Source organism: Haloarcula terrestris (genome assembly GCF_031624315.1).
GTDB classification, from domain to species: domain Archaea; phylum Halobacteriota; class Halobacteria; order Halobacteriales; family Haloarculaceae; genus Haloarcula; species Haloarcula terrestris.
Window position 1 is genome coordinate 13,760 of sequence record NZ_JAMQOM010000005.1, and the last position, 22,779, is coordinate 36,538.

The window sequence follows — 22,779 nt, forward strand, 5'->3', positions numbered from 1 at the left end:
AACAGTTCCACAACTGCTATCTCGACGCTGGGAGTCGACGAACCCATGACCCCGACTCCGAACAACCCTTCCTTCAGCAAGCGGTTCGGTGTGGCCCTGCTGTTGGGCGTACCTGGAATCGTGGCGCTCGCCGGTTACATTTACTTCACGACGCCGCCGAGCGCCGTCCCGACCGGCCTGACGCTCTCGCTGCTCGCCGTCTCGTCGGGCGTCAACTCCTTGCTTTTCCTCGGCGTCGCATGTCTACTCGGCGCATATGCAGCGCCCCGCGTGGGATTGCGGTCGTACGTCATCGACGGGACGGGGGCTGACGGCGGACGCTGGCAACGTCTCCGGAACGATCTCGGACTGGCCGTCGGGATGGGCATCGTCGGAGGCGTTTTGATCGTCGTCCTCGACGCGGTGCTGATGCCCTTTGTCGCCCAGGACCTGCCGCAGTCGGTAATCGGAGCGACGAGGCCGAATCTCCTAAACGTCTTCGCGTACGTACCCGTCCGCTTCCTCTACGGAGGAATCACCGAGGAACTGATGCTCCGGTTCGGGCTCATGTCGGTCCTCGCGTTCGTCGGGTGGCGTGTCACCGGCCATCGGTCGGATGGCCCGGGACCGGCCGTCATGTGGGCCTCGATCGTGGTCTCCGCCGTGCTGTTCGGCGTGGGTCACCTCCCCGCGCTCGCCCAATCGGTCGATCTCACTCCGGCACTGATCGCCCGGACGGTCCTTCTGAACGCAGTCGCGGGGATCCTCTTTGGATGGCTCTACTGGCGACGGCGTCTCGAAGTCGCGATGATTGCACACGCTGCGTTTCACGTCCCTATCGTCGTGCTCTCGCTCGTCCAGGTTGCGTTGGTCTGAAAGGACTGCCTCCGGCTGTAGCTTCGTTCTCTGTCCTGGAGAGCCGGGAATAGCGTTATATCAGGCATTCTCGAAACAGTATCCGTGAGTATGATATGGTAACGCTCCGCGATTTCGTCCGCGAACGTCGATTCTCAACGTTCGTCGCTCTCACTTTTGTCCTGACCTGGGTTCCCTGGGGGATCGTCGCGATGGAACTTCAGTCCGGCCGGTCGGCTCTCGTTACCCCGCTCATTCTGCTCGGCGGATTCGGTCCCTTATTTGCGGCCAGTATCGTCGCCGTGGCCAGCGGTGACATCCGCTCGTGGGCCAGGAATCTCGTCGACGTGGGAGCACCCCTGCACGTATGGGGCGCCGCAGTCTTCGTCCCAATCGTCCTCTATGCCGGTGCGCTCGTGCTGTTCGTCGGCGTCGGTGGCGGATTCGACCGCGCCGGCGTCCTGCCGGCCGCGGCAATCCCCGCAATCGCGTTCGCGACGCTCATCAGAGGTGGCCTGGAAGAACCGGGGTGGCGCGGTCTCGCCCTGCCGGTCCTGCAGCGACGGATCGGTGCGTTCCAGGCAAGCCTCGTCATCGGGGTCATCTGGGCAGTCTGGCACGTCCCGCTGTTCCTAATGCCCGGAAGTTCGCAGGCGGGGACGCCCTTCGCACTGTACGCCGCCGCTGTCCTCGGCATCAGCGTCATCACAACGTGGCTCTACAACGCGGCCGGCGGTCGGACGCTCGTCGTCGTCGTCTTCCACACGCTCTCAAACGCGGTGTCGGTGACGACCGCCGGCGGCGTCATCGGCGACGACGTGGCATCACAGATCGCGCTGCTCGCCGTCGTCTGGACGGTCGTGGCAATTCTGGTCTGGCGGTACGATACTGACTGGCTATCCCCGAACCCGCTCCCAGACGGTGGACTCGCCCTCGCGACACCCACTTCTGAACCTGAGCAGGATGGGAATCCAAGTGACACGCCGCCTCGGCCGGACAGCTCGAGGTGATTCCCTTTGGCGCCCTTCGTCGCTTCGTGGCTTTCGACTGGGCCGGATTCATTCTCCGCTTAAGAACCTCTGGCCGGCGCTTTAGAGCACCTCGCGAAACGAATCCCCGTCGCATTCACACCGTGTTGTAACGAGTTCGCGGACGATGTCTGTGTAGGCCGCTGGTCGTTCGAGATTCACGGTGTGGCCGGCATCACGGACGACGACCGGGGTAGCGTTTAACAGTTCCATACACCGGTCGGTTGCTGCCGGGCGATTGATCCGGTCGTCTTCACCGTTGATCAGACAGATTGGCCCACCGAACGTCGAAAGTCGCGACGGAAAATCCTTCCCGACGAGTGCTAATCCGGACTGTCCCCACGCGTCTAGCGAGAGTCCCGTTCGCAGAATCTCGTCGATCACCGCGTCCGAAAGCGGGAGTGACCGGAGCCGCTGGGCCATCGTTCGCTCGAATCGGCCTTCTACGCCGGGAATCCTGGCCCCAAGTCGAAACAGAATGCTACTGCCGGTCGTCCGGATTCCTAGCAGGCCGCGGTAGTCGGCACTGCTACCGGAGAGGACCAGCCCCGCCACCTCGTCGGGGTTACGAGCCGCTACTTCAGTCGCGACGTAGCCGCCGAGCGACTGGCCGACGAGCACAATGCAGTCGCTCTCCACGTCGGCCAGGATCGCTTCCACGGTTTCGACAGCCCCCTCGAATCGGAACGGTTCGTCGATCCGGTCACCGTGTCCCGGAAGGTCCGGTGCTATGGTTCTGTACTGGCCCGAGAGTGATTCGATCTGGGGAACCCAGAGCTTCCGCGAAATACCGGCACCGTGGACGAAGACGACAGCGGGCGCGCCGACTGGGCCACAGATATCGACCGACGACGTCGAGGGTCCTCGGATCACACCGTGAAGGTGCTCGCGGAGCGGCGTCGGGTTCAGCGTTGCAGTGATGTGCCCGCGCTCGACGACCGCTATCTCGGACTCGCCGTAGCATTGCCGCTGGAGGTCGTACTCGACGTATCGGTCGTGTCTCGCCAGCAGCGGATAGACCGTCCCTGCATCACTGCGTCGGAACTCCTCGTCGAAATCCAACGTCTGCTCGACTGCTTCGGGATTGGCACGTCCGGCTCGACCCAGCAGCCTGCGGTAGGCCGACTTGGTGAACAGTTTCCCGAGAGCTGCCCCAGCGAGCATCGGGACGTACAGGTCTGCAGTCCCCTCGTATGCGCGATGCAGGTTCGTGACCCAGCCACCGAGACTCACGCCTGCGACGATCACCGGCCCTTCCGCTCGTTGGTCGAGAATTCCGTCGACGGTCCTCACGGACGTTGCGAGCATTGCGACGAAGTTAGCCAGGTCACCCATCTTTCGTGCGTAGTCCCGAGTCATCCCATCGTGAAACGGGGCTCTGAGCCCGACGATGTTCGCTTCGAGTTGGTCCGCGTGATCGACAAGGATATCTCGGAACGTGTTCGGCGTGAAGCGACTCGAGGAGAACGGCCGTTCGTCGTTTCCGTGGTGGTAGACGACGGTCGGATAATCTGTACCGACCCACTGAGCCACTTTGATGCCAACGTCGAGGGTACCAACGGGCATTTCTGCGGATAGTTTATGTATCCCCTCGCCGGTTAGGGATGGCACTGAAACGCTGACCGACTGGAGCATCTCGTCGAATCCTGGGGAGTCGACACTCCGAGCGAAGAAGCCGTCGTCACCGACGAGTAATGAACCGAGTCGGACAGTCGCCCTGTCGACGATTGCGTGGTGAGATGGCATCACTCTCACGGCACAGGCGAGGGATAGTTTCCACGTCCCGTTTCAGTGTATCCGTCAGCGGTGGTCCACCCGTTCTGCGACCCGGTGGCCGTGAAGTTGACGCGGTCAGTGTACTCGTTGCCAGTCCAGCCGCCAGTGAACCATTCGTTGTAGCCACCGAACGTCACGATTCCTTCGACGCTCGCGTTCGCCGGTGCGTCGTAAGCGAGATACATGGGTGCGTTGTACTCGAAACAGACCGATTCGCCCTGGTTCGGAAGCCGACATTCGGTCGCGTTTCGCGTTACTGTATCGGCAGCATAGAACGACGGTTCAGTCCCGAGCGGTGCCCGGGTTTCGATCGGATACTCGGTGTTAACCGATACGCTGGCGCTTACGGTCCTGAAGGCGACACGCTGATGGTTCGGATTGGACGGATCGTACTCTGACTGTGATATCTCCTCTCGCCGTCCCTCTTCACCTTCTTCGACGATCCGGTAGTACTGTGTTTCTACGTGTAATTGGTCGGCAGTGAGTTCCAGCATCGGACCGTACTCGGTCTCGACGACCGTTGCGTCGAACGCATCGACGACTGTTCCATTGGGTGCGACCACGCTGGCGTTGACCGCCGTCGTCCCGTTGGTCTGTGGGAGTGGTACCCGAATCGTCGCGTTCTGGATGGTCGTGTCCGCATCGATACCGACCGTGTACTCGTAGGTACTCGTGTAACTGTCTGGGTTCGGCCCGAGAAACGTACAGCCAGCCGTCAGTGTCAAACACGCAAGCAACAGTATCGAAAGAGCCCTTCTACACATAACTCATTGACGGCTACTTCTAACACAGGTGACAAAACCTTTCGCATCATTCGCGTATTGAGATCCGGTGTGCCAGCACGGTATGAATCCGACGGTCGATCAAGAACAGGGGTTCGTACCACGCGCCGCCGACTAACTCGACTGTTCTCGACAACACTTGAAACCCTGTCTACCACGACCCCATCGGATTTGAAGGTCGAACAGTACTTATTGCCGGTCGCAGTCTACAGCCCCAGTGAGGGCTACGAGCCAATGAGTTCAATTCTAATACTGTACGGGACGGGTGAAGGTCAAACGGCGAAAATAGCAGACCGAATCGCGACGACGATCAGCGAGCGCGGCCACGAGACGAGCACGCTCGACATCCGTGAGCGACCGAACTCGTTCACTCTCGATGGGTACGATGCCGTGGTCGTTGGCGCGTCGATTCATGTCGGTAAGCATCAGGGAGCGGTTCGTGACTTCGTCACCAACAATCAAACCGCCTTGTCGGGAATGCCGACCGCGTTCTTCCAAGTTTCGCTATCCTCGGCAAACGAGGAGAAACGCGAAGAAGCCGCAGGGTACGTCGAATCATTCCTTACGGAAACCGGGTGGCATCCGGATCGAATCGGTCAGTTCGGCGGCGCGCTTCGATTCTCCGAGTACGGGTTCCTCAAACGCCTAATGATGAAGCAGATCGCGAAGGACCTTCTCACCGAGAGACAAACTCCGAGCGGAGATATCGAGTTCACGGACTGGGAGGCAGTCGACGCGTTCGCAGCGGACGCCGCTGCGTTCGTCGAAAGCCGTCTCGGTGTCAGCCCGGACACCACCGAGGATTCAGCAGAATGACCGCTACGCAACATCCTCACCATCTCAGTCCCCCACTCTATAGTGGCATCGTCGCTCACCCTCCTGCTTACAGTCGTTGCGGCCAGTGTCGGACTGCTCGTTCCCGAGTTCTACCGAGACGCCGAAGTCCTCCTCCCACAGTTGTACGGGCAGGACCTACTGACGCTCGGCGTTGCCATTCCCATACTCGCCGGCGCCCTCTATTACGCATATCAGAGTTCACTCCGTGGTTACGTCGTTTGGCTTGGTGTCACTATAGTAGCAGTTAGAAATAGTTGCTCACTTTTGGGATTGTGAGTTGGTCGAGAGCGATATCGATCGCTGTGGTCAGCCCGTCGAGTGAGTCAAAGAGGCGGTTGCTAAGAAACGCTTGAAGCTGTCTCCAGCACTCCTCGACAGGATTCAGTTCCGGCGAGTACGACGGTAACGTCACGAAGGCGAGGCCGTCACGGGCCGCTAGGTCCGTGACGGCCGACGCCTGGAAATACTGCGCTCCATCTAGGACGATAATCAAATTATCTTCGAACTCTTTGCATGATGCGAGAATGAAATGTTTCGCGTGTTCAGCGGTGACGTATTCTTCGAATCGGGAGAAAAAGCGATCACCGTTCTCGGTGATCGCACCCAGAAGACATGTCCAGTCGCGTTGGCCAGAGAGTTCGACGGAGGGCCGCGTGCCGCGCGGAAACCACGCGGCACGCGGCTCGACTTGCACGGATTTCTTGGTTTGATCGATACAGACTACGGTGGCGTCCATCTCCCGCCGCTTTTTTTGAGAGTGTCGTGGAACTCCTCTTGCTCATCTTCGTCGGCTTCGGCGGCTGAACGGCGCGGTTTTTGATAGCTCAATCCCGCTTCTTTCAGCAACCGATGACAACTCGGGATTGAATACGTGACACCGTACGTTTCTTCGAGATAATCTTGAGCGAGCGCCGGCGTCCACGCCGGCGCGTCGATCCCAGCTTTTTCCGGCGGTTCGTGAACAGTCTCTTGAAAATCTTGCTGCTCTGAATCTGATAATTTTCTCTTTCTACCAGTTCGCTTATCATCAGTTACAGCCTGCTCAAGCGACTCGTCAGTGTCGAGTCGCTTGAGCCAGCTATAGATCGTTCTTCGACCGGTGTCGTGCCACGCAGCAAGTTCGGTCTGCGTGACACCTTTTTGTACGCGATTGCCGCTAACAACCGTTGTGTCGGCTTGTTTCCGTCCACGTTTTCGAGAGCGACTTGAGGTTCCTTGACGGAGATTTTGTCAAGATGATCGATTAGATCACTCAACGTATTACGGGCGGTAAATTCTAACGGCTACTATAGCTACCTTCTCTATACGTACGCTTCGTACGCGTTACTCACGGCGGCCACGAGGGAGTGTACTTCTTCAGTCTTGACGCCCAGGGCATCCTCGGCGTCGTCAGCGCTCGCCTCTTCCACCACCTCCCGTACTATTACGCGCGCTGCTCACTTGCCGAAGACGACGGCAACATCCAGTTCAAGAGCAGGCGGTTACATCTCGGTTCTCTCCCCGCTCACTTCGAGGGAACCTACGGCCCAACCAACTCGAAGGTCGATGTAGAGTCGGGATCGCTCGAAGAGTTTCTCACAGAGCGGTACCGGTACTACACAGAGGCGCAAGACGGCTCGTTGCGGTACGCGGCCATCGACCACGAGCCGTGGCCACTGTACAAGGCCGACCCGACAATCGAGACCAACACGCTTTTCGAGGCTAATGGGTTTGCATACCCGGAGACCGAGCCAATGCACTACTACAGTCCCGACGTGACGACGATCGCATCCCAGAATCGCCGGGTGTGACTGAATGCCCGGTCATTCGCATATCGTCGCTGACGAAGACTGGTCGTCCCAAGGAACCCTCTTCGGATTCACCTCCCTCACGTACGCCATCTCGTGGTCGCTCTGGGATGTGTGGGCGATCAGTGGGGATCGAGCCCCACAGGGACAGTCCTGTTCGTATTCGGCGGGCTTGGGCCATTCGCCGCGAGTGCCGTCCTCGTTTGGGTATCTGGGCGCTCCGTAAAGTCGTGGTTTCGTGGCATCTTCGAAGGCCGCATTGCACTACGGTACTACGTACTCGCGCTCACGATTCCGATCCTCCTATTGCTCGGTGCTGCCGTGATCCACGTCATTTTCTTCGATGGCGTCGTGACACCGGACTTGCTCCCCGGCGTTATCGAGTATCCGCTATTCCTCGGATTCGTGATCCTATTCGGCGGCGGTCTGGAAGAACCCGGCTGGCGCGGGTACCTCCTGCCAGCACTCCAAGAGACATATTGGCCGCTCACGGCCGGGCTCATCGTCGGCATCATCTGGGCCGGGTGGCATCTCCCGCCGGTCTTCATCCCGGGCACTATCTAGCACACGCTCCCACTCGGGCTCTATATGCTCCAGCTCGTTGAGCTCTCGATTCTATTGACGTGGCTTACGAACCGGGTTGGCGAGAGCGTTCTGCCGGCCATACTCTTGCATGCGGGCGCCAACGCACTCCTGAACTACCCCGTCGGCGGTGTCGCGGGTGCGACGACACCGCTTGGACTCGGACTTCTCGTGGCGGCACTCACCGTCGTAGTCACTGCCCTGGTCATCACTGCTGGGAAGTCGCTTGGCGCAGACCATCCAACTCGCTAACGCATTTATCAGGAGCGAACGATGATTGACCGTATGGCGGCGTCGAACGCCACCGGGGCAATCGGTCGGGTATCGAGACGAATCGGTCGATACGTCAACCACGACGACGTCCTCGTCCGGTTCGTCTCCCTGTGGGTCGTCGTCGCGAGCGTGTTCACGGCGGCGTGGATCCTCAGCTACCTGTTTCTCCCCCAGGGACTATTACGCGGCGGGAACCCGGGCGCAGCCACTGGGTATGCGGGGAGTATCACGCAGGAATTCCTGTGGCTGTTCGGATGGAACGTCAGCGTTTCTCTGATCGCCGTCGGCGCGAACACACTTCGATCGGTGAACACACCGATGGGCTATATCATCGAGGTCGTCCAAGCGCCCTGGTACGGTGCAGTCTGGGGGACCGGGTCGCTCGTTATTGGGACAGGAGAGCGCATTTCACCGTCTTTGGCCGTGCTCGTTGAACGGAGCGGTCCGATGGAGATCACGGCAATCGTTGCGATCGTGGTCGCGACACGGGGTGTGATGCTCTGGCACCAGCAGTCCGGTCTTCGATGGCGAGAAGAGTTCGAACGCGTCCAATCACCCACCGACTGGTCGCTGACCCGCCGGGAGTGGACGCTTCTCGCTGGAGGATACCTGCTGTTGGCAATCGCTTGCTATCGGGAGGCCGTCGCAATAGCACAGGTCGCTGGGTGAGCATGCGATCTTGCGAACATGGGTAGGACAGGACATCCAATATCGGGAATGTAATAGTTCGCAACAACTGACTCTAATTTTGTATTCGGAATCTGGGCGTCGTCATCGGCGAGATGCCGGCGAGAATCACCACGTAGATGGGTAGATCCATTACCCAGTCGGTGCTTCCGAGTTCGGCGATGCCGTCCAGCGCTTGCCAGACCGTCCGAACGACGACGCTGACGTGATTGGCGCATGGGCGCTTTGCGGGGTCGGACGGGACGACCGCCGGGCCGGCCCACGCCGAAGTGACAACTAGGATATGATGAACTGCGTTGCGACAATCACCAAGAATTCCGGGAGCGACAGTCGCAATAGTACCGTTAGATGAGGACAGCCAAGACGTTTGGGAGAATGAGTGCATCCCGACACCCATCCGGCAATTTGGGGTGGCGAAGCCTGCCGCGCAGTCGTCACTGGCGTCGCGGTCGTAGCCGTCATGTTCGCCATCTGCCACCTCCCGAGGTGGTTTCTCGCGTTAGGACACGGAGTCGGCCTCGCACTGGCCAACCACCTCCTTGGCCTGACTCTCATGGGCATCACTTACGGGATCGTCTACGCGGTAACTGGAAACCTCTGGCTAGTCGCTTTCATCCACGCGACGATGAACAGCCCACCTGTTCTGGTTGCCATGAGCGTTCCTCCTGAGCTCCACTTTGTCGTCGGTGTCGTCGAATACGCTACCATTATCGCGGTCGTATATCTGGCCACGCGAGTGACCAAGGCAGATGGGACAGTTCTTGCCGGGTTCCAGCGAGGGGCAGCGTTCTGAATCGCCTGCCTGATAGCGGACGCACTTGTCGAGCAGTTGTTCGTAACGGTCGGACGAGAGAGTGTACTCTTTACTGATTCAGAAGGGCCAGCAGCACGGCACAAAGGCCAGCCACGGTCACGATCCCACGTGCTATCAGAATACCTCCTGTGTCAGTTCCTGCGAAGTTCGCAATTGTAACTGTCAGGAAAACCCCTGTCGTCAGGAGCCCGATTCCAAGAGCGAGGAAGCGCATCTTCGGGGCGTCGTTTCGTTTGAAACCACGATAGGCTAGCGTTGCGACGAACAGACCAACGAGAGCGGTCAATCCCCGTGAGAGCCAGGCGATACTACCGGCCGAAAGCGCGTCCCCACCGAGGAAGCCCAGTATCATTGCGACTCACCTCCGTAGACAGTCCAGAGGATGATTCCTAGCCCGGCAAGTTCACTCCCACTCACGAGTACAGATCGACCGACGGCATCCACACTCGTGAGAGTCGGCAATCCGATCCGAAGAAGCTCCGGAACGGTCGTGAGCAGAATTAGCCCGACCGCGAGATACAGCATTCCTGGGCGTCCTGGCCCCCGACGATAGCCGCGAAGAAGTACGAGCGCGATCCCGACAGAGAGACTGATCGACAGCAGCGTCAGGACGACGACGGTGAGCGCGATCACCGGATCCGACGATGGCGAACGTAGTTGTAACAATATGTCCAGCATTCAGGACAACCCCTCGAACAAGTCCGTGAATCGGTCGGCCGGATTCGTCGCGGATCTCGTCACGGCCACTTCGTACGCACCATCTTCGAACGTGACCGACACTTCGTCTACGGTCGCCACGTATCGTTTGTAGTGGTGGCCATCTGGGTCGATCGTCTGTTGTTCAGCCACGAGATCGGCCTCCTGTAACCGTTCGAGGCGCCGGTACGCTGTCGGATCGGACATGTCACAGGCTGTGCAGAGTTCGGAGGCGGACATCGGTTCAGTGGTGAGTTCGGCGAGGATGGCTCGCGCGTACTCGTCGTCGAGCAACGCGAGGAGTTCATCGTCGCCGTCCCCTTCCATACTGTCTTCCTGAGAGTGGTTGCAAATAAAAAGCCCTCCCGACTTCTGGATCGGAAGCCGGTACTGGGGCGCTACTATGATGCCGGCCTTCCAATCAGGTATGCCCACCACAGAGACCCAAGGCCGGACTACGTGGCGTGTCCGGTACTGGCTTACCTGGCCTGTTTGGAACCACGACGATCGACGACTTCGGGCCCCGATCCGGGCGCTGTTACCCCTCGTCCTGACGTTTCTGGCTCTTGCTATTATCCAGACGGCGGCCCGGGCCCGGTTCGAGCATCCAATCCGCGAGTTGATTGAGCTGAGCGGCTTGATAGTCGTTCTCACCGGGGGGATCCTCGTCGCCACGAAGCTCCTCGATCGACGTCCGGTCGTCGACTACGGGCTATCGTTCGACCGCGATTGGTGGAAAGCGGTCGCCGTTGGGAGCGTGACGGGCCTTGCAGTCAACGCCGGAGCTCTCGTGGTGTCCTTTCAGGCTGGCTGGGTTTCCGTGACAGGATTCGCCGAATCCCCCGGTGTTCTCCCGTTCGTTCCGGCGGTGATCGTCACATTCGCGTATATCGCTGTCGCGGCAATCTGGGAGGAGTTCATCTTCCGAGCGACCATGTTGAAGAACCTCGCAGAAGGCGGAGCAGGATATGTGGGCCGGAAGCCAGCCGTACTTCTGGCCGTCCTCCTCAGCACGCTCGTCTTCGCGGCACTACACGGCGGGAAGGTAACTCACGTCAGTCAGTATGGCTACTACGTGATAGCTGGTCTCGTGCTCGGGAGTGTGTACGTGCTTACCGGCGATCTCGCACTTCCGATCGGCTTTCACGTGTTTTACAATTTCTCACAGGGACTCTTCGGGCTCGGTGTCTCTCAAGTCACGCCCGAACTCATCGTTGTCGATCTCGTCGGCCCCGACAAATGGGTCGGTGAGGAGGGGCTGATCCACGTCATCTTTGCACTGCTCGGTGGTCTATTGCTTCTCGTGTATATTCGTTGGCGGGACGGGCAGTTACAAATCAACGAACATGTGACCCAGTGGAATCCAATTACTGAGTGACAGGAAAACAAGGCGACTGCCCTGAGTCAAGCCTCGATGAAGTCCACCTGTGCATCACGACGACGGGCCTCGTCCGGCGGCTTGCGAGTTCAGAGTGGAGGGCCATAGGGCGTATACTCATCGATCAGCACACGGGTAATTGATGGTATCGTCCGTGGCGTGGGTATTCCCCGAGACGGGAAGGGACAGTGTATTCCGTACAACCATCCCGAATCGATACTCGTAGTCGGTCGGAGCACCGAGTCACATTGAACCTATTCAGGGGTTCGCTCATCAAGGGCTCACGTCAGCCCGGTTGTCGCGCAACGACACTACAACTGACGTGACGAGTCCGTGAGGCTTGAATATCCGATCCACATACATCGCTTCAATGCCCTCCAATCGGTTCGACCGTTCCCAACAGTATCCCGGCTTATGGAACCAATGAAACGTCGTGACTTCCTCGCAGCAGTCGCGTGTGGAACCGGAGTGCTGGCCGGGTGTTCGACGAACTCCGGTCCTGTTCGTGACCCGAGTCCGACGCCCGAGCCAACACCGCCACCGGGCGTGAACACCCTCACTGAGGAAAAGCCGCTACCGACCCCGGATGCTGTCTCGGACGAGACAGCCGCGCGCTCGTTCGTCGAGACACACGAACGGCGGTACGTCTACAACGAACTCGTCGACGGGTTCGGAACCACCCAACCCGCCACCGATATCACTGTCGAGTCCACGGACGCTGCCGTCGTGTACACTACTGATGAGGGCTATTACCTGTTGTCGACGTGTCGTGGCTCCGCACAGTACTACGACCCGGACGGCTCACCGCGGGGCGCGGGCCGAAATGCCGCCAGCGTCGCCCACTTTGTCGGGTCGGACATCCACCGGCGAATTCCGTTCAATGCCTACCGGTGTGCGGAGCCGATCGTCACCGACTCCGGCGAAGGGGATGAGGACAGATCGTCGGCACGGTTCCAGATCTACGATTTCGAGACGCCGCCGAACTACGACCAGCCAGACCAAGGTGGTCACGAGGTCACTGTCCGGGTCTCCGATGCCATTGGGGAGGTCGTACTGGATCGAGACTACCAAACCTCGCTCCCGCTGACTGTGCAACCGAAGGTGACTCCGACGACCGGTGAGTATTCGCTTTCGGTGTCGACGACGGACGGCGGCCAGGTCCAGCACGACTGGTCGCTGTCCGGGGCGATCGACCCCACTTGGTGGGCGCTCACCGTCTTGATCACTCACAGCGGAGACGTGACGGTCCAGACGCTGTATCCCAACGAGATGGTTGGCTTACCCTCTACATCCCTGTGTACCCGGATGGGTTAATATCTGGAGCAGTCGTCGCAAATCCACTGAAACTCCGGAGCGGTAACACCGAAATCCCTGGGGAACACAGTCCGGACGATGCCCTCCAGACGTCCGCTCGTTATCAGTCTCGTCGTCGGCGTTGAATATCTCGTACTTGTTCGGGATGAGGTTCGCAAAGGAGACGAGGTGTCGGAGTGCCGCGAGGGGTTTGCTCTTCGATCGAATCGTCGCCAGTGACTCTCCCGTGTCGGGATCACGGATCGTCCAGTTCTCGACGAACAGCGAGAAGTCTTCGTCAAGGACGACGACCTCCTCACCGGTCCCCGCGTCCGTGATCGCGTAGTTCCCTGCCACGTCCATGGTACCGCCAGCCTTCACGGTGAACGCATCCTCATCATTCCCGTTCACGAACGGGAACTCCTCTTTCATCTTGAACATCTTCTGCTTCCCGCGCAGGACGACGTTGCCGGTACTGTCGCGGACGACGTACTTGTTCCGGATCGCCGACTGTGTGACCTCGTAACGATCGTCGTCGAGGTCGACCGTAGAGATGTCGTACGGAGTCGACGCCGGTCCGGACGTGGAGGGAACGGACATGGATTCTGGTAGCTCACGTTCGGAAAAAAGTTTTCTGCTCGGGTCGATAACCCGGCGTCAATACTCTACGAGTAATTCAGGCAACAGCCATTGCAAGCGAAATGAGTGCACCGTTGATGCCAAGAAACCCGACCACGTATTCCACGAGTCCTCGAGCGCCGGCTCGACTCAGGCCAGCCACCAGCCCGTCGTTTCCTGGCCGTCGGTATCGTCAGTAGTCGTGTGCCCAATCAACCGCCGTACTGCGGATAGACCGCCCGTGATCACCAGCGCGATGAGAGAGGTCCGACCGATAGCGACTACTACCGGCACCGAGACGAGCTGTGACTGCACAAATAGAACGTTTCACATGAGGTTGTTTTCATTCACCTGCGGAGAGGGTAATTGAGTGATCCATCCCTCAATCTACTCTCGTTCGATTGCCTGATCGATCAATAAGAGCTTCCTAACAAAGTGACGAGCAGATCTTCGAAAGTGGATGGAACGATCCATATTCTCTAATTCAATCACCTATCCAACAAAAGGGGACACCGCGCTTACCACGCTTGCTATCGGGAGCATCCTCGTCATCTCAATCTCTGTCAGTAACGGTGTGACCGATACAGAGGGAGTATCGACTAAACCTCTGATATCGTATCTGGTCTGTCCAATAGGGCAAACAGGATTCAGGAAACAGGTTGTTGCTTACACCCAAGTTTCGAGACAGTCTGTTGAACAGAACGAGATGTCGATGTCTGAGTCGGACTCTTTAGGGTGCACCCGAAGCGTGTACGCCTTGATTTCGGTGTCGCAATTCGCGCAACTCATATCCCTACCCAGATTTTGCTACTCCTTTGTTATAGAGTATTTACTAGGCAGTTACGAGGTGCAGAGACTCCATGCCTCGGTGCTGCTACTAGAAGCGCTACTGACGTCGAAAGTCTCCTCCGCCTCGTTTGATCACCATTGTAATTGAAGCGTGCTGAATATGCGCCCTACATCTTGTACGCTCAGTTCAACGTTTCCAGAAGCTGTCAGAACCAGCGTGCAAGATACAGAAGATGGGGCCATTATGGCCTTGGAACGATTCCCATAAAAGTCATAATAACCCGACAGCTTCAATCATTTTTGCCCGTTTTAGGCGGCTCGACTGCGTCACTCTCTACGCTCTTCCCGTCGTACGATACGTCGTCCCCCTCAGTCCATCCGAGCCTTCCAGCAGCTGTTCTTCGGCATTCGGTGGCGGGAGAAAGCGTCCCCGCTTTCCCCAACCCGATCGGTGGCGCGTTATGATAGATAGTTTCGTACTCGCCCGCTCGCACCAGATATGTCTCATGCCAGATTCCGACATCGTCGCTCTCATGCATTTGCTCATTCGTCCATTGCATTGCGGGAGCGTGCCGAGCGTCCGCATCGAGCGCGTACTCTCGCAAGTCCTCAAATGACCGCCAGTACTGGACGGATTCGTGGTTCCGGATTCCCAACTTTGTGTCGTGCGCCAGCAATCCGCTTCCCGGGTCGGACTCAAGCTCGTCAAGCATGCTCGGCATCGCTCGGATGACAGGGAGCCACTTGTGGATTTTCCAGAGCGTGTTCACCCGCATTCCGATCCGAAATACCACGAAGTCCCCGTCGATCTCCGCTGTTACCCGTTCGGTGTTGAGTGCTGTCATGCTTCCCTCCTGTCACGTTCGAGACGGACTGTCCGTGCAGCGAACGTTATCGAGATACTTCGATACGTGTTCTGTTAACAGTTACCGTGATACTTCGCACAAAATAGCCAGTGATCCATTGTCGGTGATAGATGCGAGCCCTATATGCAGCACGACCGTAGAAACCCTACCAATTGCTGTCAGTAGTTGCCTGCGAGACACAGAAAGTGGATTCAGCAAAGACACGTGTCGACATTGGTGTTTCCGAGCATGAAACCGTGACCTGACTTCTTTAGGATTGGGAACGCAGACGGATGTACGTCCAATGAGTGAACGCCACTGTCCGGATTGTGATGTCCAAATGGAGAAGACGAACGTAACAGCAGAAGGAGTCGGTGACCTCTACGTTGAAACTGAAAGAGATGGGGGTGTGCTTAACCGGCTCGGCGTCGGGCATCAAACGCCGCTTCATGCGTTTCTTTGTCCCGAATGTGGATTGACTCAGCTCTATGCCGAACTTTCAGGATAACACATCGAAATCGGTGACCGACTTTTCGAAGATACACGCCCTCTACTTTGCACGCGGGGCCTGACAGAATTTAGAGAGTACTGTCCCTCAGTCATTATTGTTCTGAGACACTCTCATTCCGTTCTAGAATTACCGTGAGCCCATCTGTATTGATATGAACGGTTAGTCGGTCCCGCTGTAGTTTGTAGACTTTACAGTGGTGACCATCAGGGTCAGCCACTGTCTCGGTTGTGAGGAAGCCGGCTGCTTGAAGACGGTTGAGTCGGCGGTATATCGTGGATCGTGACGTGTCACAGGTGACAGTGAGGTCACGTCCACGCCGCGGCCCCCGACTGAGAGCGACGAGAATTTCTCGTGTGGGAGTATCATCCAGTAGGTCCAGACGCGATGGGGCCGACCGACTGTTGTGGGAGACGAGGGGGTCACCGGTCGAGTCAGTTTGATCGTCGGGTGCGGTCGTTCGATTGGCAGTAGTCGCCATCGTATCTATGCCGTCGGACCAGCCCTCTGTAGCCGTGTTGTCTATCTACACTACGGACGGCAACCGCCGGGGGCTATTCAAATTGATGTAGTCAGAGAGATTCCGGGACATCGCGGGCGAGCGGTGGTTGTGGACCGTCCCAGATATGGCTGAACACGAGCCGACGGGCGCGCCACAGTTGGTGGAGGGATGGCGATAGCGTCGTCTCGGGCTCGGTTGCGTCCGACTCGGGCGGATATGCCCACAGACGGGCCGCCCGTTGGCGGTAGCGGCGTTCGTACTCGGCGAGCGCGTCCCCGACGGTCGTGGGGCCGTACATGAGCGCGTCGGCGAGGATCCACGCTGCCTCGATATCGATAGCCGGTCCCAAATGGCCGCCGGGAAGGGCCACACGGGCCGCCGTCCCGATACGGGCGACGTGTCCCCGTGCCAGCGAAAGCGGGGCCACGGTCGGAACGCGCCGGTACGCGAAGCCGTCACGGTCGAGCCCATCGAGGGGGGCGCTGTTGGGAAAGAGGGGGCCGAACCGGTCGGCGATGCCGTCGGGCGAGACGACGGCCCTGGCCGGCATCTCGGCCGCGGTTACGAGCTGAACGTAGGTGCTGTCAGTCGTGGGAACTGTGAACGCGGCATCCGACGTGGCCCACGCCTCCGTCGGGCCATCGGGTTGCGCTCTCTCGTCCGGCCACGCGAACGCCCACGTGTGCAGGCTGTCCCCTAGACGTGGACCGTCGGTCCCGAGACACGACCGATCGGCCGTGACGGCCGCGTCGAACGGCTCCGTGACCCCACTTTCGAAGGTGGCCTCGACGCCGGTCGGTGTCGACTCGACAGCCGTCACCGCACCCGCCGCCGTCCGGACGCGCGCTAAGACGTGTGAGGCCAACAGTTCCCGCAACGTCGAGCGATCGATGGCGACCAGCGCCGGCCGCCCATCTTGATCGGCACGCCACGAGTGTTTGGCCACCGGACAGGCTAGTGTCGCGAGTTTTCGGCCCCGATCAACCACGGGCCGTCGTAGGCCGAGACGTTCTAGCAACGTCAGCCCCGGTTGCCACATGACTGCGACGGGAGGGGCTGCCGACTCGCTGGCCGACGGCGCGAGTACGGGGTCAAGGCCGGCATGGTCGAGGAAGCCAGCGGCCATTACGCCGGCGAAGTCGTCACCGACGACGAGTACCTGCCGGTCAATAGCCCGGCTGGTACGCTCGACGGATTGCTCGTGCCCACCGTCGTGACAGAGCACGGCGCGGAACGCTCCCATCATAGACTCACTCTCTCCCACAGATGACCGGACAAGACTCCACGGTCCGCACATCGTTCATGACGAGTCTAGGGGAGACCGAACGGCGGTGCATAGACGACGGTAGGACAGACGACCACGTAAATAGGTGTCGCGTGTTTCTGATCCTGAAAGGTCCCCAGGGCAATATTGATAGCCCCTGTGACGGCCGTCGGGCAGTCTGTACTGCCACTACACTCTGGGGGACGGACACCGTGCATTCATCTGATGACGGCAGACAACGGTCCGGTCAGTTCGGCAACTACGTCGGACAGCCACGATGGCACCTATGAGACGGATAGCGGACCCACAGACGAGCTACTGGCGCTGTTCGGTGACGATTACACGTGTAAACTCCTCCGAACACTCCGAGACGGTGCGATGCCGGCCCGCGCGTTGGCCGAGGCCACGGGCATGTCACGCCCGACAGTGTATCGTCGCCTCGACCGACTGACCGACGCCGGTCTGGTCGAGGAACGCCTCCAAGTAGCCTCGGACGGCCACCACCGCAAGGAGTTCCGGCTTACTGTCGACTCCGTTGCGTTCGAGGTCACGCCTGACGGTATCGACGACACCGTCGTCGCGGGCCAAATTGTGGATGACTGAATGCCGGTGCCGTCATCGGCCCCGTTGACGAATTCGGCCCTCCCCACTGAGTCACCCGTCGTGCCCCACACATCCGTCTATTCGTCCAGAATCCAGCCGATCAGGTATCCGGGTCGAACAGCAGGTCGAACACCTTGCGTTCGCCGAGTCGGATGTGTTTGTTCACTGTCGGCTGTGTGATACCTAAAGCCGCTGCCACCGCCTCTCCACTGCTCTCCCGGGGCCAGTCGAAATACCCCATCGCGTGGCCGGTTTCCAGCGCCTCGTACTGGCGGTCGCTCAGCCGCTCGCGGAGCTGCTCGCGGATCTCGCCTGGCGTCATGTCGGCCTCCCGGTGCTGGCGCTGTGCGGTCAGTTCCAGGGCGGGGTACGTGTCTCGTATCCGCTCAACGATAGTGCGTGTGTCCGCCTCTTGGGGCAGTTCGACGACTAATTCGACGCCCTCAGGTGTCGCGCGACCGCGCCGAAGGACGCCGCCGTACTCCGAAATAAGCGAGCCGAACCACGACGAGCCGCTGCGTTCAAGCACGGATCGGTCTTCGCCCTGTGAGACGACAGTCACGTCGCCCGGCAACACATCGGCTGCCCGGTCATGGAGCCGCTCGGGCCCCTCGGATTCGAGGGTGTAGTAGACGCTGACCGAGCCGTCCTGCCGGCGAACCGTCCGTTCAAGCCGGACAGGTGAGTCGACCTCGCGGGCCAGCCGGGCAAACGGGAGGTCCATGCCACCCCCGCGGAATTCGAGTTCGAGGGTGTCGTCGGACTCCAGTGCCCGCTGGCGCTCGATGGCCGTGATGGCGTAGCCGACTGACGTCCCCAGCTGCGAGAGGACCTCGACCGCATGGTCACTGAGCGCGTCGGGTTCGTCGGTGATGACGGTGAGGACGCCGTAGGTGATACCGCTGTAAGCAAGCGGGACGGCACAAACGGACCCCGCGCCCGACCGGAGAAACTCCTGTCGCCAGTCGCTGCGCCTGCTCCCGCCGACGAGGTCGTCGACGACGCGGGTCTCCCCCCGCTGCCACGCGTCCTGGGCCGGATGTGGGTCCGACCGGTCCGGCTCCCCACGAAGGGTCTGTTCGACGGCGTCCCGGGTGGTGCCGGCGACAGTCCGGGGCGTGAGTTGGTCGGCTCCAACCTCGGCGGCGGCGGTCCACGCTGCCGTAAACGGGGGGACATCGACCAGTTCCTCGCAGACGGCTTCCAGAATCCCCCGACGCGAGGAGCGTGTCGTTATCGCCGCTTCGACCCGCCGTGTTAGTTCCGTTATCGATTCCAGTCGCTCTGCACGCTCCGTCTGTGCGGCCAACTCTTCGCGCCTGTCTGCCAGTTGCTGCTCGCCGCGGAGTCGATTGAGGGCTGCCTCTAGCGTCGCGGCGAGAATGGTCGCCGCCTCGGTGTCGACCCGCTCCGCAGACGCCCAGACTACGAGCAGGCCGTTCCCGCCCAGCGGAAGCAACAGAGCATCGTTGCCGGCGTCGACGCCTACGGCTGGGATATCTTCTACATCGACCCGACGCATGGTCTCGTCGACGAACGCCTCCCACGCAGCGGTGTCCCCATCCGTCAATGGGGCCAATTCGGCGACGTCGGGGGCGTCGGGACCAGTCGCCGTCGGGACCAACTCGCCGCTCTCGGATGCGTATCGGTACACCGCTGCCGCGGGCATGTCGAAGACGTCGGCGGCAGCTGTCGCCGCGACCGTGCTAGCCTCGGTGACGCCGTCGGCTGTGGTCAGTTCGGCAGTGGCGTCGTGGAACGATTCCAGTGTCCGCTCGCGGGCCTTACGATCGGTCACATCCCGACTGACGATGACGATACGCGTGGATCCCGTGTCCCACTCGGTCGGATAGAAATCCGAGTGGACCCACCTGATCTCCCCGTCGGGTCGCTCAATTCGGTACTCGATGGCGTAGCGCTCGTCGGCATCGCCGCGGCGGACCGCGCCGACAAGCCGTTCGATGAACGCTTGATACTCCTCGTCGTCCTCCGGATGGAGTGTATCAAAAAACCCCTCCTCGTAGGTCTCGTGTAACTGTTCGAGGGGCTGGCCCCATATCTGCTCGTAGCCGGAACTGACGAAATCCGGAGCTGGCTGCGTGCTGGTCAGCTCTCCGACCGGCGCGAGGAAGATGGCCTCCTCGATACGGTCGATGATGGCCTGCAGTCGGCGCTCGTTCTCGCGTAACTGCTTGGAGTTGGCGACCCGTTCGAGCGCGGTGGCGACATGTCCGGCCAACACCCGCATGATGTCGACGAGGTACGTCTCGTACTCTTCGCGTCGCTCGTGACCGGCGGCCAGTAGGCCGTGTTCGCCCAGCGGCACGACAATAGCCGCGGTCAGCGGGTTGTGGTCGTGGTGGTCGCTCGGGTTATAGGTTGTCGCCTCGCCGCGTTCGAAGAGTTCATACTCGCGGTCCCCGGGAGTGAAGCCAACCGGTCCGACCTGCATCTCCTCGACAGGAGCAGTCCCAGCGACGTACTCCAGGCGGCGAAGGTTGCCGTCGTGTCGCCAGCAGGCCGTCATCGGCAGGTCGAGCACGTCCTGTGCCGTCTCGACAGCGATGTCGTAGACTGCCTCGCGTGTCTCCGCACCTTGGATACGTTCGGTCGCCGACTGTAACTGTTCGACGGCCCGCTCGCGCTCGCGGCGCTCGGTCACATCCCGTAGGGTGGCCAACGTCGCCGGTTCACCCCCGTGGCGAATACGGGAGACGGACGTTTCGAGTGTCAGCCGCGTCCCGTCTGGCCGCTGTAGTTCGAGGTCGTACTGGTCGGGCGGGGACTCGCCCTCGATGCGCCGTCGGTAGCGATCGGTGACCATCTCCTGACACTCGGGGGTAAACACCTGCTCGAAAGACATCCCCAGTAGGTCCTCCCGGTCGTAGCCCGTCAACTGTTCGAACTGTTCGTTAACGAAAACGTACTCCGCGTCCCGGACGACAACGATGCCGTCGGTACTTTGCTCAACGAGCGTAGAGTACTTTTGTCGCTCCTCTTCGATGGCGAGCTCGCGGCGCTTGCGCTCGGTGATATCGGTGTACCAGACATAGGCCTGCCGTCGACCGTCGGCTTCGAACGGCAACACCCGCAGGAGGAAGTCTCTGATGCCCTCGGCGGTCTGGCGCCGGACTTCCGTCTCGACGGGCTCGCCGGCGATGGCCTGCTGGCGGATGCGCTCGTACCCCTCCCGTTCCGAGTCGGGAACAACGGCATCGGCGATGGGGCGGTCCGCGATGGCGTCGCCGTCGAAGCCAAAGACCGTCTCGAACGCCCCGTTGACCTCCATGATGAACGGATCGCCGTCGATGAACTCGACAGCCATGATGGGGTCGGGCGTGTTCTCGAACAGGATCGACCGACGGTCACGCTCGGCTTCGAGACGCCGCTGACGTTCGCGCCGCTCGGTGACGTCACGCGAGATAGCGAGAAAACGCTTTTCGCCGTCGATGACCGCCCGCGTCGGGTTGACCTCCAGCCATCGTCGTTCGCCGTCAGCCGTCTCGATGGCCTGCTCGTAGGGTTCGACATCCTCGCCGTCCATCACTCGCCGGATGATGTTTGGGATCTCTGCGGGGTCGAACTCCTCAGTCGCCATAGTCAACCCCTCAGCACCGAGTTCGAGGACGGTCTCACGGTCATATCCCGTCAATTCACACAGTGTCTCGTTCACTGTGATGAGGTCGCTCGTCTCCGGATCGTGGACGGCGATAGCATCGTTGACGCCGTCGAAAATTTGTTCGTACTCACGCCGGCGGCGCTTGCGGTCGGTCACGTCACGCTGAATCGAGAGGACACGCCTCGCCCCACCGATCGTAGCGGGCGCCAGCGTCGCTTCAAGCCACAGCGTCTCGCCGTCTCGGGTCCGGCCGCGCCACTCGACGGTACGGGGTTCGCCGGTGTCGGCCACCTCCCGAATGAGACGCCAACCTCGCTCGGCCGTGTACCCCTCCTCGGTGATGCTGAGCCCCTCAATACCGAGTTCGCGTATCGTTTCTAGGTCGTCGTATCCAAGCAGTTCGTGGTATGACTCGTTGGCGTCGACGATGTCCCCGCTTTCGGGGTCGAAGACGACGATGGCGTCGTTGACGCCGTCGAAAATCTGCTCGTATTCCGGTGTCAGACGCTCGGTCCGTCCGCCATCTCGCTCGCGACTGACGACAGTTTCGAGTCTCCCAACAGCCACGGCTGGGCGGCGTTCGACCAGCGACCGCGGGAGGTAGTCGGTCGCGCCGGCCGTCAACGCCGTCGCGACAGCGCATTGTTCTTCGACAAGGGCGACCACCGGGAGATCCGGCCTTCTGTCGGTGACCCGATCGAGAGCGGATGGCCACGAACCCGAATCGTACCGCTGGTCGACACATAAACAGTCGATCCGGTCAGGGATGTCGTCGGGGTCGGGCATGGATATGACGGAGACTTCGGACGCCTCGGTCTGACTGTCGAGGGTGTCCGCTACAGCCTCGTCCCCCACCACACCGACCCGGAGCGGTTGGGTCGTGAATGGCATCGGTACGAACTCCGATTATCATACATGTTTTGCGAACGTACAAAACGGTTATCACGTCTATTTCATCGTCATGCGTTTCCGAACCAAGATACCGCGCTGTTGTAACCCGGGGTACACTCCCAGCCGCCCGGAGTCCCCTGTGTCTACAGAACCTAGCCTGTATCATATTCATTGATATCCGAAATAGATCTCGCTCGGCTTGCTGTCGAGTCAGTATTAGTTTGATAACGCAATTGAGAGTTCGATGATGAGACGGCGACAGGCGGTCTCCACTGGCACGGTATCCAGTTGTCCCTCGGTATCGAGAATGACCCCGTAATGAGCCAGCAAAGAAGCGTCAGGGCAGTTACCGCCCATCGAAGTCCCGTCAGAC

19 protein-coding genes and 3 pseudogenes are annotated in these 22,779 nt (G+C 60.1%); 12 read left to right on the forward strand and 10 right to left on the reverse strand.

Annotated features, from left to right (window positions below):
- Nucleotides 1–45: 45 nt before the first annotated feature.
- The gene (locus NDI54_RS13140; protein ID WP_310896895.1) at nt 46–855 is read left to right on the forward strand and encodes a CPBP family intramembrane glutamic endopeptidase; all 810 of its coding nucleotides are present in this window, start codon (nt 46–48) and stop codon (nt 853–855) included.
- Between the two features lie 95 nt (nt 856–950).
- Nucleotides 951–1,844 (forward strand): CPBP family intramembrane glutamic endopeptidase, encoded by an 894-nt coding sequence (locus NDI54_RS13145; RefSeq protein WP_310896896.1) that lies wholly within the window; start codon nt 951–953, stop codon nt 1,842–1,844.
- 81 nt (nt 1,845–1,925) lie between these two features.
- Here NDI54_RS13145 and NDI54_RS13150 read toward each other — a convergent pair whose 3' ends face one another.
- The gene (locus tag NDI54_RS13150) at nt 1,926–3,608 is read right to left on the reverse strand and encodes an alpha/beta fold hydrolase (protein WP_310896897.1); all 1,683 of its coding nucleotides are present in this window, start codon (nt 3,606–3,608) and stop codon (nt 1,926–1,928) included.
- A 5-nt stretch (nt 3,609–3,613) separates the two neighbouring features.
- Nucleotides 3,614–4,363, reverse strand: coding sequence for a hypothetical protein (locus NDI54_RS13155; protein WP_310896898.1), 750 nt, complete (start codon nt 4,361–4,363; stop codon nt 3,614–3,616).
- A gap of 291 nt (nt 4,364–4,654) precedes the next feature.
- Between NDI54_RS13155 and NDI54_RS13160 the strand changes: the two genes are divergently transcribed.
- Both NDI54_RS13160 and NDI54_RS21435 read left to right on the forward strand, forming a co-directional pair.
- Nucleotides 4,655–5,236, forward strand: a complete 582-nt coding sequence (locus tag NDI54_RS13160) for a flavodoxin domain-containing protein (protein ID WP_310896899.1) — start codon at nt 4,655–4,657, stop codon at nt 5,234–5,236.
- 39 nt (nt 5,237–5,275) lie between these two features.
- Nucleotides 5,276–5,491 (forward strand): annotated as a pseudogene (locus NDI54_RS21435) (hypothetical protein); the annotation flags it as partial.
- 10 nt (nt 5,492–5,501) lie between these two features.
- On the opposite strand, the pseudogene NDI54_RS13165 reads toward NDI54_RS21435, so the two are convergent.
- Nucleotides 5,502–6,501: pseudogene (locus NDI54_RS13165) on the reverse strand (IS630 family transposase).
- Nucleotides 6,502–6,576: 75 nt separating this feature from the next.
- Here NDI54_RS13165 and NDI54_RS13170 point away from each other — a divergent pair.
- The 4 genes and pseudogenes from NDI54_RS13170 to NDI54_RS13185 all read left to right on the forward strand — a co-directional run.
- Nucleotides 6,577–7,047: pseudogene (locus NDI54_RS13170) on the forward strand (YqjF family protein); the annotation flags it as partial.
- A 111-nt stretch (nt 7,048–7,158) separates the two neighbouring features.
- A complete protein-coding gene (locus tag NDI54_RS13175) occupies nt 7,159–7,608 on the forward strand; it encodes a CPBP family intramembrane glutamic endopeptidase (protein WP_310896900.1) in 450 nt (149 codons plus the stop codon).
- Between the two features lie 24 nt (nt 7,609–7,632).
- The gene (locus tag NDI54_RS13180; protein ID WP_310896901.1) at nt 7,633–7,878 is read left to right on the forward strand and encodes a hypothetical protein; all 246 of its coding nucleotides are present in this window, start codon (nt 7,633–7,635) and stop codon (nt 7,876–7,878) included.
- Nucleotides 7,879–7,911: 33 nt separating this feature from the next.
- The gene (locus NDI54_RS13185; RefSeq protein ID WP_310896902.1) at nt 7,912–8,568 is read left to right on the forward strand and encodes a hypothetical protein; all 657 of its coding nucleotides are present in this window, start codon (nt 7,912–7,914) and stop codon (nt 8,566–8,568) included.
- A 73-nt stretch (nt 8,569–8,641) separates the two neighbouring features.
- Here the strand turns inward: NDI54_RS13185 and NDI54_RS13190 are convergent, their stop codons facing one another.
- Nucleotides 8,642–9,064, reverse strand: coding sequence for a hypothetical protein (locus NDI54_RS13190; protein ID WP_310896903.1), 423 nt, complete (start codon nt 9,062–9,064; stop codon nt 8,642–8,644).
- Between NDI54_RS13190 and NDI54_RS13195 the strand changes: the two genes are divergently transcribed.
- Nucleotides 9,047–9,379 carry a CPBP family glutamic-type intramembrane protease gene (locus tag NDI54_RS13195; RefSeq protein ID WP_310896904.1) on the forward strand — a complete coding sequence of 111 codons (333 nt, stop codon included), beginning with the start codon at nt 9,047–9,049 and terminating at the stop codon, nt 9,377–9,379. The genes NDI54_RS13190 and NDI54_RS13195 overlap by 18 nt on opposite strands.
- A gap of 70 nt (nt 9,380–9,449) precedes the next feature.
- On the opposite strand, the gene NDI54_RS13200 is transcribed toward NDI54_RS13195, so the two are convergent.
- Together NDI54_RS13200 and NDI54_RS13205 are read right to left on the reverse strand one after the other, a co-directional pair.
- Nucleotides 9,450–9,752, reverse strand: coding sequence for a DUF7521 family protein (locus NDI54_RS13200; protein WP_310896905.1), 303 nt, complete (start codon nt 9,750–9,752; stop codon nt 9,450–9,452).
- A 326-nt stretch (nt 9,753–10,078) separates the two neighbouring features.
- Complete coding sequence (locus tag NDI54_RS13205) at nt 10,079–10,423, reverse strand: ArsR/SmtB family transcription factor (RefSeq protein ID WP_310896906.1); 345 nt, start codon at nt 10,421–10,423, stop codon at nt 10,079–10,081.
- A gap of 100 nt (nt 10,424–10,523) precedes the next feature.
- Between NDI54_RS13205 and NDI54_RS13210 the strand changes: the two genes are divergently transcribed.
- The gene (locus NDI54_RS13210; RefSeq protein WP_310896907.1) at nt 10,524–11,474 is read left to right on the forward strand and encodes a CPBP family intramembrane glutamic endopeptidase; all 951 of its coding nucleotides are present in this window, start codon (nt 10,524–10,526) and stop codon (nt 11,472–11,474) included.
- Nucleotides 11,475–11,897: 423 nt separating this feature from the next.
- The gene (locus NDI54_RS13215) at nt 11,898–12,788 is read left to right on the forward strand and encodes a hypothetical protein (protein WP_310896908.1); all 891 of its coding nucleotides are present in this window, start codon (nt 11,898–11,900) and stop codon (nt 12,786–12,788) included.
- Here NDI54_RS13215 and NDI54_RS13220 read toward each other — a convergent pair.
- The 3 genes from NDI54_RS13220 to NDI54_RS13230 all read right to left on the reverse strand — a co-directional run bounded on the left by NDI54_RS13220 (nt 12,753) and on the right by NDI54_RS13230 (nt 17,275).
- The gene (locus tag NDI54_RS13220) at nt 12,753–13,367 is read right to left on the reverse strand and encodes an LURP-one-related/scramblase family protein (protein WP_310896909.1); all 615 of its coding nucleotides are present in this window, start codon (nt 13,365–13,367) and stop codon (nt 12,753–12,755) included. The genes NDI54_RS13215 and NDI54_RS13220 overlap by 36 nt on opposite strands.
- A gap of 1,097 nt (nt 13,368–14,464) precedes the next feature.
- Complete coding sequence (locus NDI54_RS13225; protein WP_310896910.1) at nt 14,465–15,019, reverse strand: DUF4188 domain-containing protein; 555 nt, start codon at nt 15,017–15,019, stop codon at nt 14,465–14,467.
- A gap of 1,080 nt (nt 15,020–16,099) precedes the next feature.
- On the reverse strand, nt 16,100–17,275 hold the full coding sequence (locus NDI54_RS13230; RefSeq protein WP_310896911.1) for an FAD-dependent oxidoreductase: 1,176 nt from the start codon (nt 17,273–17,275) through the stop codon (nt 16,100–16,102).
- Nucleotides 17,276–17,518: 243 nt separating this feature from the next.
- Here NDI54_RS13230 and NDI54_RS13235 point away from each other — a divergent pair, with 243 nt between their 5' ends.
- Entirely contained in the window at nt 17,519–17,896 is a 378-nt protein-coding gene (locus NDI54_RS13235; RefSeq protein WP_310896912.1) for an ArsR/SmtB family transcription factor, read from the forward strand.
- Nucleotides 17,897–17,996: 100 nt separating this feature from the next.
- On the opposite strand, the gene NDI54_RS13240 is transcribed toward NDI54_RS13235, so the two are convergent.
- Nucleotides 17,997–22,406: a PAS domain S-box protein gene (locus NDI54_RS13240; protein WP_310896913.1), complete on the reverse strand. Its 4,410-nt coding sequence runs from the start codon at nt 22,404–22,406 to the stop codon at nt 17,997–17,999.
- Between the last annotated feature and the right edge of the window lie 373 nt (nt 22,407–22,779).

Bases quoted from the DNA above. Each gene is read 5' to 3' on its own strand.
- NDI54_RS13140 (WP_310896895.1), top strand. From the start codon at position 46: ATGACCCCGACTCCGAACAACCCTTCCTTCAGCAAGCGGTTCGGTGTG.
- NDI54_RS13145 (WP_310896896.1), top strand. From the start codon at position 951: ATGGTAACGCTCCGCGATTTCGTCCGCGAACGTCGATTCTCAACGTTC.
- NDI54_RS13150 (WP_310896897.1), bottom strand. From the start codon at position 3,608: ATGCCATCTCACCACGCAATCGTCGACAGGGCGACTGTCCGACTCGGT.
- NDI54_RS13160 (WP_310896899.1), top strand. From the start codon at position 4,655: ATGAGTTCAATTCTAATACTGTACGGGACGGGTGAAGGTCAAACGGCG.
- NDI54_RS13180 (WP_310896901.1), top strand. From the start codon at position 7,633: ATGCTCCAGCTCGTTGAGCTCTCGATTCTATTGACGTGGCTTACGAAC.
- NDI54_RS13185 (WP_310896902.1), top strand. From the start codon at position 7,912: ATGGCGGCGTCGAACGCCACCGGGGCAATCGGTCGGGTATCGAGACGA.
- NDI54_RS13195 (WP_310896904.1), top strand. From the start codon at position 9,047: ATGTTCGCCATCTGCCACCTCCCGAGGTGGTTTCTCGCGTTAGGACAC.
- NDI54_RS13200 (WP_310896905.1), bottom strand. From the start codon at position 9,752: ATGATACTGGGCTTCCTCGGTGGGGACGCGCTTTCGGCCGGTAGTATC.
- NDI54_RS13205 (WP_310896906.1), bottom strand. From the start codon at position 10,423: ATGGAAGGGGACGGCGACGATGAACTCCTCGCGTTGCTCGACGACGAG.
- NDI54_RS13210 (WP_310896907.1), top strand. From the start codon at position 10,524: ATGCCCACCACAGAGACCCAAGGCCGGACTACGTGGCGTGTCCGGTAC.
- NDI54_RS13215 (WP_310896908.1), top strand. From the start codon at position 11,898: ATGAAACGTCGTGACTTCCTCGCAGCAGTCGCGTGTGGAACCGGAGTG.
- NDI54_RS13220 (WP_310896909.1), bottom strand. From the start codon at position 13,367: ATGTCCGTTCCCTCCACGTCCGGACCGGCGTCGACTCCGTACGACATC.
- NDI54_RS13225 (WP_310896910.1), bottom strand. From the start codon at position 15,019: ATGACAGCACTCAACACCGAACGGGTAACAGCGGAGATCGACGGGGAC.
- NDI54_RS13230 (WP_310896911.1), bottom strand. From the start codon at position 17,275: ATGATGGGAGCGTTCCGCGCCGTGCTCTGTCACGACGGTGGGCACGAG.
- NDI54_RS13235 (WP_310896912.1), top strand. From the start codon at position 17,519: ATGACGGCAGACAACGGTCCGGTCAGTTCGGCAACTACGTCGGACAGC.
- NDI54_RS13240 (WP_310896913.1), bottom strand. From the start codon at position 22,406: ATGCCATTCACGACCCAACCGCTCCGGGTCGGTGTGGTGGGGGACGAG.